Genomic DNA, 12432 nt, shown 5'->3' with positions numbered 1-12432 from the left:
TGGGTAAAGGCTGGGTAAAGAAAATTTCAGGGCTGTCGCTTCACGGGCTGTAGTAATAGCCGCGGCTGCGCAGGGCGACGATGCGCGGGCGTCCGTCTGCATGTGGGCCGAGCTTCTTGCGCAGGTTGCTGACGTGCATGTCCAGGCTGCGGTCGTACAGCGTCAGCTTGCGACCCAGCGCGAGCTGGGCCAGCACCTGTTTGTCCAGCGGTTCGCCCGGCTGCTGCAGGAGTGCTTCGAGAATGCGGCTTTCAGACAGGGTCAGGGGGATTTCCTGCTCGCCGAGCTGTGCCACGCCACGCACCGGGCTGTAGCTCAGGTCGCCCAGTTCCAGGCGCGAAGGCGCTGCGACTGGCTGGCTGCGGCGTAGCACGGCGCGCAGGCGGGCGGTCAGTTCGCGAGGGTCGCAGGGCTTGGCCAGGTAGTCGTCGGCGCCCAACTCCAGGCCGAGGATGCGATCCAGTGGCTCGCCACGGGCGGAAAGCATCAGTACAGGCAGGTCGGCGTGCTCGCTACGAAGCTGCTTGAGTAGTTCCAGGCCGCTGCCGTCGGGAAGCATGACGTCGAGGATCACCGCCGCCGGACTGTGTCCGACCAGGGTCGCACGGGCACTGACGCCATCGTGGCAGGCGTGCACGGAAAAACCTTCTTGCTGCAACCAGCTGGCCAGCAGCTCGCAGAGTTCTTGGTCATCGTCGATCAGCAGCAGTTCGGTCATGGCAAGGCTCGTCGGGCGTGGGTCGCGCTCAGACCCACTCACTGCGCCGCTTGTTCCGCCCGCCACTTAGACGACCGACGATGAAGGCGAGCAGGGCGGTACCGGCACCGATCAGGAACCACAGCTGCTGCTCGCTGAGCAGGCGCTGCGGCTCCTGGGCCTGGGCCTTTTTGAGCTGCAGCTTGAGGCGCTGGTTGTCCTGGCGCAGACGGCTGAGCTGGGCGTTGTCGCGCTCGCCACTCTCTGCCAGCAGGGCTTCGCGTTGGCTTTCGCTCTCGGCCAGTTGCTGTTGTAGGGCAAGAATCTGTGCAGCGCTATCGTCCGTCGGCGCCACGCTGGGAAGGGATTCTTCGGCATGCGCCGCAGGAGTCAGGAGCAGGGTGGCGAGCAGCAGGTAGAGCGGGCCTTGGTGCATGGGGACTCCCGTGTGCGTTTGTTGTTATGGGCCTGCGAAGGAGTGTCAGGGCAATACCCGCTTGAACGGTTTGACCCGTACCTCGGCGTAGACACCAGCGGCGCGGTAGGGGTCGGCGTCGGCCCAGCTCTGGGCGGCGTTCAGCGATTCGAATTCGGCAACGATCAGGCTGCCGGAGAAGCCGGCCGGGCCCGGATCGTTGCTGTCTATCGCCGGGTGCGGGCCGGCCAGGACCAGGCGGCCTTCGCTTTTTAGCTGCTCCAGGCGGGCCAGGTGCGCCGGACGGCTGGCCAGGCGTTTTTCCAGGGATTCGGGTGCATCGGTGGCGATGATGGCGTATAGCATGTCAGTCCTTGCTTTGCTGGGGGGCGTCATCATGGATATGGCGCGCCAGGTAGACGCCCTGGGCGACCAGGAACAGCACGGTCATACCCAGGCTGCCGAAGACTTTGAAATCGACCCAGATGTCGTGAAAGGTAAAGGCTACGAACAGGTTGGCGCAGCCGCTGAACACGAAGAAGGCCACCCAGGCCAGGTTCAGGCGCGTCCAGATGAGCGGCGGCAGGGTGATGGCGTGGCCCATGATGCGCTGGATCAGCACCTTGTCGCCGATGAAGTGGCTGCCGGCGAAGCCCAAGGCGAACAGCCAGTTGACCACCGGGGCTTTCCACTTGAGGAAGGTTTCGCTGTGGAAGGCCAGGGTCATGCCGCCGAACAGCAGGCAGGCGGCCAGGGTCAGCCACTGGCCCTTCTCCAGCTTGCGTTGCATCAGGAAGAGAATGCCGTAGACCACCACCGAACTGACGATCAGTACCGCCGTGGCGCTGAAGATGCCGCCCAGTTCGAAGGCCTGGCCAGCCAGTTCAACGGTACGGGGATCGAGCTTGTAAACGATGAAGAACAGAATAAGCGGGATGAAGTCGATGAATTGTTTCACAGTGGCAGCCAGAAGCGGGATGTGGCGGCATAATAACAAACATCATTCTCCGCGAAAGTGGCCCCCATGAAGGTTGATCTGCACTGCCACAGCACTGCTTCGGACGGCGTCCTAGGGCCTGCCGAGGTAGTGGCGCGCGCCCATGATCGCGGTGTGGAAGTGCTGGCCTTGACCGACCACGACACCCTCGAAGGGTTGAGCGAGGCTCGCCAGGCCGCAGATTCGCTGGGCATGCGCCTGATCAACGGGGTGGAACTGTCCTGTACCTGGGGTGGCGCGACCATCCATGTGCTGGGCTACGCCTTCGCTACCGATGCACCGGCGCTGTGCCAGGCCATCGCCGATCTGCATCAGGGTCGCTGGTTGCGTGCCGAGGAAATCGACCGGCGCCTGGCGGCCAAGGGCATGCCCGGCGCGCTGGAGGGCGCACGTGCCGTGCAGCAGGGGCTGGGGGACAGCGGTAACGCACCGGCCCGCCCGCATTTTGCCGAGTTTATGGTGCGCGCCGGGCATGTGCGCGACCACGCCGAGGCGTTCCGCAAGTGGCTGGGCTCGGGCAAGCTGGGCGACGTTAAGCAGCACTGGCCGACGCTGCAGGAGGCGGTTGGCACGCTCAAGGCGGCTGGCGCCTGGATCAGCCTGGCCCACCCCTGGCAGTATGATTTCACCCGCAGCAAGCGCCGCCGGCTGGTGGCCGATTTCATCGAGGCCGGCGGCCATGCCCTTGAGGTGGTCAATGGCCTGCAGCCGGCCGAGCAGGTCGGTAGCCTGGCCATTCTGGCCCGCGAGTTCGGCATGCTGGCCAGCGTCGGCAGCGATTTTCATGCGCCGGGCCCCTGGTCGGAACTGGGCATGTATCGCCCACTACCGGACGACCTGCCCCCTCTTTGGGAGCGCTTCGACCATGCACGCGCTACTACCGCCTGAACAGGGAGAGTTCATGAGCCAGTTCTTCCAGATTCATCCGGAAAACCCGCAGCCGCGCCTGATCAAACAGGCGGTGGAAATCCTGCGCAAGGGCGGCGTTATCGTCTATCCCACCGATTCCTCCTATGCGGTGGGCTGTCTGATCGGCGACAAGACGGCGGTTGAGCGCATCCGCCGCCTGCGGCAGCTGGATGACAAGCACAACTTCACCCTGGTGTGCAGCGACCTGTCGCAGATCGGTCTGTTCGCCAAGGTCGATACCGGAGCCTTCCGCCTGCTCAAGGCGCATACGCCCGGCCCCTATACCTTCATTCTCAATGCCACGCGTGAAGTGCCGCGCATGCTACTGCATCCCAAGCGCCGCACCATCGGCTTGCGCGTGCCGGAGCACCCCATCGCCCTGGCCCTGGCCGAAGCGCTAGGCGAGCCGCTGATGAGCGTGAGCCTGATCCTGCCCGGCGACGAACTGCCGATGAGCGATCCCTACGAGATGCGCCAGGTGCTGGAGCATCAGGTCGACCTGATCATCGACGGCGGCTACGGCGGGCTGAAGGCCTCCACTGTGGTCAACCTGGCCGATGGCGAGCCGGAAGTGTTCCGCGTCGGCTGTGGCGACCCGAGCCCCTTCCAGGAGGTCGAGGCGTGAGCGAGCAGGTCGACAGCCAGGCCGGTGCGCAGCAGGAATTACCCTTTGCGCTGGTCTACGGCCAGGCCGTCACCGAACTGCCGCTCGACCTGTACATCCCGCCGGATGCCCTGGAGGTGTTTCTCGAAGCCTTCGAAGGCCCGCTCGACCTGCTGCTGTACCTGATCCGCAAGCAGAACATCGACATCCTCGACATTCCGGTGGCCGAGATCACCAAGCAGTACATGGGCTACGTCGAGCTGATGAAGTCGGTCCGCCTGGAGCTGGCCGCCGAGTACCTGGTGATGGCCGCCATGCTGGCCGAGATCAAGTCGCGCATGCTGTTGCCGCGCTCGACCGAAGCCGAGGAAGAGGAAGATGACCCGCGCGCCGAACTGATTCGTCGCCTGCAGGAGTACGAGCGCTACAAGGCCGCCGCCGAAGGCCTGGACGAGCTGCCGCGGGTGGGGCGCGACCTCAGCGTGCCGCGCCTGGATGCGCCCGAGGCGCGGGCGCGCAAACTGTTGCCGGACGTCAGCCTGGAGGAAGTGCTGTTGTCCATGGCTGAAGTGCTGCGCCGCGCCGATATGTTCGAGAGCCACCAGATCACCCGCGAGACCCTGTCCACTCGCGAACGCATGAGCGAAGTGCTGGAACGGCTCCGCGGCGCGGGTTTCGTGCCGTTCGTCGATCTGTTCACCGCGCAGGAGGGGCGCCTCGGCGTGGTGGTGACCTTTATGGCGGTGCTTGAACTGATCAAGGAACAACTGGTGGAACTGGTGCAGAATGAGCCCTTCGCCGCTATTCATGTCCGCGCCCGAGCCGAATGATGAACCTGACCGACCCCAAGGAACTCGCCTCCCTGCTCGAAGCCTGGCTGCTGGCCCTGGGCCGGCCCATGTCGCTGGAGCGCATGGCCGAGCTGTTCGAGGAGGGCGAACGTCCCGAACTGGCGCAGATTCGCGATGCTCTGGCGATATTGGCCAGCTCCTGCGCCGGTCGTGCCTTCGAGCTGAAAGAGGTTGCCAGCGGCTATCGCCTGCAGGTGCGCGAGCAGTTTGCCCCCTGGGTCGGGCGGCTGTGGGAAGAACGCCCGCAGCGCTATTCGCGCGCCATGCTGGAAACCCTGGCGCTGATCGCCTATCGCCAGCCGATCACCCGTGGCGAGATCGAGGATATTCGCGGCGTGGCGGTCAACAGCCAGATCATCAAGACCCTGCAGGAGCGCGACTGGATTCGCGTGGTCGGCTACCGCGACGTGCCGGGCCGCCCGGCGATGCTGGCTACCACCAAGGCCTTCCTCGACTACTTCAATCTGCAGAGCCTGGAGCAGTTGCCGCCACTGGCCGCCCTGCGCGAGCTGGAGCCTGAGCCCATGCTGGCGCTGGACGAGGATCTGCCGGTGCCGGCCGAGCTACAGGCCCTGGCGGATGCCGCAGCAGGCGAAGAGGCATCGGCCGAGCCGCGTGAGGAAACCAGCTTCCGCAGCCTGCTGGTCGAGCTGGATCAGATGGAACAGGGACTGAAGACCGACTTCAGCGACCTGCTGCACGAGGACGAAGCCGAAGAAGAGCAGGGCACGGAGCTGGACGCCGGCGACGCTCTGCATTGAAGGCATTGAGACTTTCAATGCGGGGCTGAGCCGATCAGCCTCTATGCTGGCCGCAGTTTTTCCTGACGGGGCCGGCGATGAGCAAGAATCCCTGCATCAAGGTCTGTGAGTTCGACGCTGACATTTGTCTCGGTTGTGGCCGCAGCAAGCGCGAGATCAAGGCCTGGAAACGCCTCGATAAGGGCTCACGTTTCGCCCTGCTGGCCGAAGCGGATATGCGCCTGCTGGCCTTCGAGGCCACCGGCCGGCGCAAATACCGCTGAGCGGTCTATAGTCAGGCGGTGCGCGCGTCGGGCGATGCGCGTATGATGCGCGACCTTTTTCATCCTCAGTTACACCGGGAGGTGCCCAGATGAGCGAATCCGAATTCGAACCCCGTCCCAGCGGCGAAAAGCTGCAGAAAGTCCTGGCCCGTGCCGGCCTCGGCTCGCGCCGCGATATCGAGCAGTGGATTGCCGATGGTCGGGTCAAGGTCAACGGTGCAGTCGCCACACTCGGCGTGCGTGTCGAGGCGCGCGACGCCATCAGCGTCGACGGCCAGCTGCTCAAACGCGAAGACGCCCAGGTGGTGCGCCGCGTACTGATCTACAACAAGCCGGAAGGCGAGATCTGCACCCGTGACGATCCGGAAGGCCGTCCTACCGTGTTCGACCGCCTGCCGCGGCCGAAGGAAGGGCGCTGGATCAATATTGGCCGCCTGGACATCAACACCACCGGCCTGTTGCTGTTCACCACCGATGGCGAACTGGCCAACCGCCTGATGCACCCCTCCTACGAGATGGATCGCGAGTACGCCGTGCGTGTGCGCGGCGAAGTCACCGAGGAAATGATCGAGCAGCTCAAGGCCGGCGTGATGCTGGAAGACGGCCCGGCCAAGTTCACTGACATCAAGGAAGCGCCGGGTGGCGAAGGCTTCAACCACTGGTATCACTGCGTGGTCATGGAGGGTCGTAACCGCGAGGTGCGCCGTCTGTGGGAGTCCCAGGGCCTGGTGGTCAGCCGCCTCAAGCGCGTGCGATTCGGCCCGGTATTCATGACTTCCGACCTGCCGATGGGGCGCTGGCGCGAAATGGGCCAGCGCGAGATCGATATCCTCAGCGAGGAAGTCGGCCTCAAGCCCGTGGCCCTGCCGGCCATGAAGGAAAAGATGCGCGACAAGCTCGACCGCCTGCAGCGCAAATCGGCTAAGCCAATGACCCGGAGCGAGCGGCCCAAGCGGGTGCTGCGTCCGGCCGAAGATGCGCCGGCCGCCGAGCGTGCCCCGCGTACTCCTCGCGAAGACAAGGCGCCGCGCAAGCCAGCCGGCGAGCGTCGTGGTGGCACGCCGGTAGCCGAGCGCCCGTCTGAGGTGAACAAGAAGCGCAGCCCGCGCCCGCCAGTTGAGCTGGGTGAGCGCCCGGCACGTAAGCCGCGGCCTTCCGGTACTGCTCGGGGTGGCGACGGTCAGCGTCCGGGTCGTAAGCGCTGATTAATGCAAGTTGAAAAGGGCTCCTGCGGGAGCCCTTTTGCATATCCAGGTTTTTAGTCGCTTGGTTCTGGGATAACCGGAGCCCATCGTGCCCGAAGTTGCCCCTGCATAAGCATCAGCAGCCGCAGTCTCTGACGGCGTGGGGGGCAGTGCCGCTGGCCCGCAGCTGGGGTTGAGTGCCCTGGGCGATCAGGCTGATTCCACTTGGCACAATGGCCCGACCGGAGCCGCAATGAGGCGGAGCTGTTCGCCCGGAATCTGTTGGCCGCGAGGTGTGTGGGGTCAGTGGGCTGCGCCGCCGGTAGCGCCTGCAGGCAGTTTTCGCGTGAGCAGCACGGCGAGCATGCTGATGGCGAGGGCCAGCCCGACGAAATGGAAGGCATCGTTATAGGCCATGATGGCCGCCTGCTGATGAGTGATCTCGCTCAGCTTGGCCAGGGCTGCCTGCTGGCTGCCGAGCTGCTCGGTGAGCAGGCTCAGGCGCTCGTCGACGGCGGCGTTGCCCGGTACCAGGGCTTCGCGCAGATAGTCGAAGTAGGTCTTGGCGCGGCTGTCGAGCAGGGTGGCGAGCAGGGCGATACCGATGGCGCCGCCCAGGTTGCGCAGGATGTTGAACAGGCTGGAGGCCGAGCCGGCGTCTTGTGGCTGGATATACGCGGTGGCGATCAGTGAGATGGTCACCATGATCAGCGGCTGGCCGAGGGCGCGGACGATCTGGATATGGTTGAACTGCTCGCCGGCGAAATCCGGGTTGAGCACGCCGGAATAGAAGCTGGAGATACCGAACAGAGCGAAACCGATGGCGCACAGCCATTTGGGCGAGATCACTTTCATCAGTTTGGGCACCAGCGGAATCAGGAACAGCTGGGGAATGCCCATCCACATGATCACTTCGCCGATCTGCAGGGCGTTGTAGTTCTGGATCTGCGCCAGGTACAGCGGCAGCAGGTAGATAGAGCCGTACAGCCCCAGGCCCATGCCGACACTGGCGATACTGGTGAGGCCGAAGTTGCGCTCACGCAGGATGCGCAGGTTGATCAGCGGGTTGTCGCGGGAGAACTGCAGGATCACGAATAACACCAGGCTGACCAGCGCCACGCTACCCAGGCCGACGATCAGCTGCGACTCCAGCCAGTCCTTGCGGTGGCCCTCTTCGAGGAACACCTGCAGGCAGCCCAGGCCCAGACCCAGGGTGACAATGCCGGCATAGTCGGTGCTTTTCAGCAGCTCCCAGTGCGGCGGCTTCTTGTCCAGGCCGTACATCAGGCCGGCAATCATCAGCAGGCCGGGCGGCACGTTGATGTAGAAGATGTATTCCCAGCCCCAGTTCTCGGTCAGCCACCCACCCAGGGTGGGGCCGATCGAGGGGGCGAAGGTGGCGGTGATGGCGAACAGGGCCATGCCCTTGGCGCGGTGATGTTCCGGCAGCTTGATCAGGGTCAGGGTGAAGGCCAGCGGGATCAGTGCGCCGCCGGTGAAACCCTGCATGGCGCGGAACACGATCATGCTCTCCAGGTTCCAGGCGAACGAGCAGAGCAGCGAGGAAAACAGGAATCCGATGGACACCCACACCGCCAGGCGGCGCGCCGATAGCAACTGCACCAGCCAGGCGGTGAGCGGAATCATGATGATTTCCGCGACCAGGTAGGACGTGGAAATCCACGAGCCTTCCTCCAGGGTGGCCGACAGCGCGCCCTGGATGTCCTTCAGCGAAGAGTTGGTGATCTGAATGTCCAGCACGGCCATGAAGGCGCCGAGCATGGCGCTCATCACCGCAATCCAGTCGCGCCGGCTGGGCTCGCCCTCGGGGCGTAGCAGGGCGTCAGCCGCCATGGTGGGCGTCGCTGGAGATGTCCACCTTCACTTCCACCGACATGCCGGGGCGAATCTTGCCGGCCAGCGGGTTATCGGCAGCGAAGGTCAGCTTCACCGGGATGCGTTGCACCACCTTGGTGAAGTTGCCGGTGGCGTTGTCCGGCGGCAACAGGCTGAACTGTGCGCCGGAGGCGGCGAACAGGCTTTCCACGTAGCCCTGGATCGGGGTGTCCGGGTAGGCGTCAAAGATCAGCTCGGCACTCTGACCAGGCTGCATGCGACCGATCTGGGTTTCCTTGAAGTTGGCCTGCACCCAGATCTCGTTATCGGGCACGACGGACAGCAGGTAGGCGCCGGCCTGCACCACCTGGCCGGCGCGCGCCGAACGCTGGCCGATGGTGCCGGCGATAGGGGCATGAATCTCGGTGCGGGTCAGGTTCAGTTCGGCCTGGGCGACATCGGCGCGGGCGTTGCTGATCTGCGCCTGCAGGCGCTTGATATCGGCGTTGAGGCTATCGATCTGCTGGCGCTGCGCGGCCAGGTCGGCCTGGGCCTTGGCCAGTTGCGAGCTGGCCACGCGGCTGTCGGCGGAGAGGGTGGTGACGCGCTCTTCGGACACGTAGCCGGGCTTGCGCAGGGTCTGCGCGCGAGACAGGTCGATCTGGCTGCGCTTGAGGTTGGCCTGGCTGGCGGCGACATCGGCCTGGCTGGCGGCGATCAGGCTGCTCTGCTGCTGCAGGCGGCTCTGCGCCTGGGTCAGCTCGGCTTCTCGGGTTTCCAGGGCGGCGCGGGCACGCTCCAGGGCCAGTTCGAAGTCGGCGGCTTCGAGCTTGACCAGTAACTGGCCCTTTTCGACCTTCTGGTTGTCATGCACCAGCACCTGCTCGATGCGCGCGCCCAGTTGGCTGGAGACGCGGGTGATCTCGCCCTGCACGTAGGCGTTGTCGGTGTTCTCATGAAAGCGGCCGATCAGCAGCCAGTGGCCGAACAGGCCCAGGGCAACCAGAGCCACGAGAACGACAAAAATGGACAGGCGACGTTGCAATTGCGCAGGCATGGGAAGGGCTCGAACGGCGGACGTAAGTGCTGGCCAATCTAGCAGTGTTGCTAGGAGTGATGTAGTCGGTAGAATTCGCAAACTTTGTTGCTTTGAGGGAACAATGATGGGCCTGGATGATGCGCTGATCTTCACCCGCGTTGTGGAATGCCACAGCTTCACCCAGGCCGCACACAGTCTGGGCATGCAGAAGTCCACGGTCAGCCGGCGTATCGCCCTGCTTGAAGAGCGCCTTGGGGTGCGCCTGCTCAATCGCACCACGCGCAAGTTGCGTCTGACCGAAGTAGGGCAGGCCTACTACGAGCGCTGTCGGCAGATCATGCTCGACTTCGCTGAAGCCGAGCAGGCGGTGATGCAGTTGCAGCAGGAACCTTCCGGCCTGCTGCGCATCACCGCACCGATCGAGTTCGGTCAGCTGTTTCTCGGTAATGTGCTGGGACGTTTCATGCGCCAGTACCCGCAGATCAGTGCCGAGGTGGAGCTGACCTCGCGTGAGGTCGATCCGCTGGAGGAGGGGGTGGATATCGCCATCCAGGTTGGTCAGCCGCGAGACTCCACGCTGATCGCGCGCAAGCTTTTCGAGACCCGTCGCCACCTGTGCGCCAGTCCCGACTATCTGGCCCAGCATGGTTCGCCGGCATCCGCGCAGGAGCTGGCTGGCCACCGTGCCATCCATCTGCCGGCGGACTCGCCGCGCTACTGGCCGCTGTTGGATGAGCATGTGCCCTGCCAGCGGGTGTTGGCCTGCAATAACATCACTCTGGCCCGCGAAGCGGCACTGGCAGGCGCCGGTATCGTGGCGCTGCCGGTAATGATCACCGAGGATGCCGTGCGTAGCGGGCGGCTGATCCAGCTGCTCCCTGAGGCCCGTCTGCCTATCGGCGAGCTCTATGCGGTCTATCCATCGCGACGTTTCCAGGCAATGAAGGTCAAGGCTTTTCTGGATTTCCTGATGGACAGCCTGCCGTTGCCCGTTGGGCTGCTAGAGCCGACAGTGGCCAGCCTGCTAACATTGCGCCCTTGAATTTTCCCTGCTTCCGAGACTTGTCATGACCAAAGTCCGCACCCGCATTGCGCCGTCGCCCACTGGCGATCCGCACGTCGGTACTGCCTACATCGCCCTGTTCAACCTGTGCTTCGCCCGCCAACACGGCGGCGAGTTCATCCTGCGCATCGAGGATACCGACCAGCTGCGTTCGTCCCGCGAGTCCGAGCAGCAGATCTTCGACGCCCTGCGCTGGTTGGGCATCGAGTGGAACGAAGGTCCGGATGTTGGCGGACCGCACGGTCCGTACCGGCAGAGTGAGCGCGGCGCGATCTACAAGAAATACTCGGACGAGCTGGTCAGTAAGGGCCACGCCTTTCCCTGCTTCTGCTCCGCCGAGCGCCTCGATCAGGTGCGCGCCGAGCAGATGGCGAAGAAGGAAACCCCGCGCTACGACGGCCACTGCATGCATATCGCCCCGGAAGAGGCGCAGCAGCGCATCGCCGCCGGCGAATCCCATGTGGTGCGCATGAAGGTGCCGAGCGAGGGTGTCTGCGTGGTGCCGGACATGCTGCGTGGCGACGTGGAGATCCCATGGGATCGCATGGACATGCAGGTGCTGATGAAGGCCGACGGCCTGCCCACCTATTTCCTGGCCAACGTGGTCGACGACCACCTGATGGAAATCACCCACGTCCTGCGTGGCGAGGAGTGGCTGCCATCGGCGCCGAAGCTGATCAAACTGTACGAGTACTTCGGCTGGGAGCAGCCCAAGCTCTGCTACATGCCGCTGCTGCGTAATCCGGACAAGTCCAAGCTATCCAAGCGCAAGAACCCGACCTGCATCACCTTCTACGAGCGTATGGGCTTCATGCCCGAGGCGCTGCTCAACTACCTGGGCCGCATGGGCTGGTCGATGCCGGACGAGCGCGAGAAGTTCTCGCTGGCCGAGATGATCGAGCACTTCGACCTGTCGCGCGTCTCGCTCGGCGGACCGATCTTCGACATCGAGAAGCTGTCCTGGCTCAATGGCCAGTGGCTACGCGAGCTGCCGCTGGAACAGTTCGCCCAGCGCGTGCAGGAGTGGGCCTTCAACGCCCAATACCTGATGCAGATCGCGCCGCATGTGCAGCAGCGCGTCGAGACCTTCAGTGACATCGCGCCGTTGGCCAGTTTCTTCTTCAGCGGTGGCGTGCAACTCGACCCTGCGCTGCTGGCGCACAAGAAGCTGTCGCCGGATCAGGTGCGTCAGGCTCTGCAGCTGCTGCTCTGGGAGCTGGAGGCGCTGCGCCAGTGGGACAAGGAGAAGATCACGGAAACCATCCAGTTCGTCTGTGCCGGCCTCGGCCTCAAGCTGCGCGACCTGATGCCGCTGATCTTCCCCGCCATCACCGGCAAGGCCAGCTCGGTCTCGGTGTTGGACGCCATGGAAATTCTGGGTGCCGACCTGTCGCGCTTCCGTCTGCGTCAGGCCATCGAGTTGATCGGCGGCGTGAGCAACGGCGAAACCAAGGAATGGAAGAAGCTGCTGGAGAGCTTCCGCGCTTGAGTGAGGAGGTTGCCGGTCATCGCCTGATGTAGGAGTGGCTGGCCTGGCCTTTCGGGTAAGTGATTGTTCTGCCTCCAGAATTTTTTCAAGCCCAATGAAGAATTGTGTTGACAGGCAAATACCTCGCCCCTAATATGCGCCCCGTCCAAGCGACGGGGCTATAGCTCAGCTGGGAGAGCGCTTGCATGGCATGCAAGAGGTCGACGGTTCGATCCCGTCTAGCTCCACCAAATTTGCCACCGAACGAATTCCAGCGCGTTCGAGTGAATGAAGGTTTCGTCCCCTTCGTCTAGTGGCCTAGGACACCGCCCTTTCACGGCGGTA

Annotated in this window: 14 protein-coding genes and 1 tRNA gene; 9 read left to right on the top strand and 6 right to left on the bottom strand. The window is 64.1% G+C overall.

The window, feature by feature from the left end; all coding sequences use genetic code 11:
- Positions 1–40 precede the first annotated feature (40 nt).
- Genes P7A97_RS09910 through P7A97_RS09895 form a run of 4 tightly spaced genes read right to left on the bottom strand, consistent with a single transcriptional unit; the run spans position 41 to position 2070 of the window.
- Positions 41–718: a response regulator transcription factor gene (locus P7A97_RS09910; RefSeq protein WP_277689773.1), complete on the bottom strand. Its 678-nt coding sequence runs from the start codon at positions 716–718 to the stop codon at positions 41–43.
- Between the two features lie 28 nt (positions 719–746).
- The gene (locus P7A97_RS09905; protein ID WP_277689772.1) at positions 747–1133 is read right to left on the bottom strand and encodes a translation initiation factor 2; all 387 of its coding nucleotides are present in this window, start codon (positions 1131–1133) and stop codon (positions 747–749) included.
- Positions 1134–1178: 45 nt separating this feature from the next.
- Complete coding sequence (locus P7A97_RS09900; RefSeq protein ID WP_277689771.1) at positions 1179–1478, bottom strand: YciI family protein; 300 nt, start codon at positions 1476–1478, stop codon at positions 1179–1181.
- A 1-nt stretch (position 1479) separates the two neighbouring features.
- Positions 1480–2070, bottom strand: coding sequence for a septation protein A (locus tag P7A97_RS09895; protein WP_277689770.1), 591 nt, complete (start codon positions 2068–2070; stop codon positions 1480–1482).
- Between the two features lie 66 nt (positions 2071–2136).
- Here P7A97_RS09895 and P7A97_RS09890 point away from each other — a divergent pair, with 66 nt between their 5' ends.
- The 6 genes from P7A97_RS09890 (at position 2137) to rluB (ending at position 6702) form a co-directional block, all read left to right on the top strand.
- Positions 2137–2997: a PHP domain-containing protein gene (locus tag P7A97_RS09890; protein WP_277689769.1), complete on the top strand. Its 861-nt coding sequence runs from the start codon at positions 2137–2139 to the stop codon at positions 2995–2997.
- A 13-nt stretch (positions 2998–3010) separates the two neighbouring features.
- Positions 3011–3643: an L-threonylcarbamoyladenylate synthase gene (locus tag P7A97_RS09885; protein ID WP_277689768.1), complete on the top strand. Its 633-nt coding sequence runs from the start codon at positions 3011–3013 to the stop codon at positions 3641–3643.
- Between the two features lie 110 nt (positions 3644–3753).
- A complete protein-coding gene (locus P7A97_RS09880; protein WP_277689997.1) occupies positions 3754–4452 on the top strand; it encodes a ScpA family protein in 699 nt (232 codons plus the stop codon).
- Positions 4452–5234, top strand: a complete 783-nt coding sequence (gene scpB / locus P7A97_RS09875; protein ID WP_277689767.1) for an SMC-Scp complex subunit ScpB — start codon at positions 4452–4454, stop codon at positions 5232–5234. The genes P7A97_RS09880 and scpB overlap by 1 nt, the downstream gene beginning before the upstream one ends.
- Before the next feature lie 77 nt (positions 5235–5311).
- Positions 5312–5497 (top strand): DUF1289 domain-containing protein, encoded by a 186-nt coding sequence (locus tag P7A97_RS09870; protein WP_277689766.1) that lies wholly within the window; start codon positions 5312–5314, stop codon positions 5495–5497.
- 89 nt (positions 5498–5586) lie between these two features.
- Positions 5587–6702, top strand: a complete 1116-nt coding sequence (gene rluB, locus P7A97_RS09865) for a 23S rRNA pseudouridine(2605) synthase RluB (protein WP_277689765.1) — start codon at positions 5587–5589, stop codon at positions 6700–6702.
- Positions 6703–6984: 282 nt separating this feature from the next.
- Here the strand turns inward: rluB and P7A97_RS09860 are convergent, their stop codons facing one another.
- Both P7A97_RS09860 and P7A97_RS09855 read right to left on the bottom strand, forming a co-directional pair.
- Entirely contained in the window at positions 6985–8475 is a 1491-nt protein-coding gene (locus P7A97_RS09860; RefSeq protein ID WP_277689996.1) for an MDR family MFS transporter, read from the bottom strand.
- Between the two features lie 49 nt (positions 8476–8524).
- Entirely contained in the window at positions 8525–9574 is a 1050-nt protein-coding gene (locus P7A97_RS09855; protein WP_277689764.1) for an HlyD family secretion protein, read from the bottom strand.
- A 106-nt stretch (positions 9575–9680) separates the two neighbouring features.
- On the opposite strand from P7A97_RS09855, the gene P7A97_RS09850 reads away from it, so the two are divergent.
- The 3 genes from P7A97_RS09850 to P7A97_RS09840 all read left to right on the top strand — a co-directional run bounded on the left by P7A97_RS09850 (position 9681) and on the right by P7A97_RS09840 (position 12338).
- Entirely contained in the window at positions 9681–10598 is a 918-nt protein-coding gene (locus tag P7A97_RS09850; protein WP_277689995.1) for a LysR family transcriptional regulator, read from the top strand.
- A gap of 25 nt (positions 10599–10623) precedes the next feature.
- Positions 10624–12108, top strand: coding sequence for a glutamate--tRNA ligase (gene gltX / locus P7A97_RS09845; RefSeq protein ID WP_277689763.1), 1485 nt, complete (start codon positions 10624–10626; stop codon positions 12106–12108).
- Positions 12109–12262: 154 nt separating this feature from the next.
- Positions 12263–12338: transfer RNA gene (locus P7A97_RS09840), tRNA-Ala, on the top strand.
- Positions 12339–12432: the final 94 nt, after the last annotated feature.

This window comes from Pseudomonas sp. GOM6 (assembly GCF_029537485.1).
In the GTDB taxonomy this organism is placed as follows: domain Bacteria; phylum Pseudomonadota; class Gammaproteobacteria; order Pseudomonadales; family Pseudomonadaceae; genus Aquipseudomonas.
The sequence above is the reverse complement of the archived record's forward strand: the minus strand, read 5'-3'. Positions and strand labels throughout refer to the sequence as shown.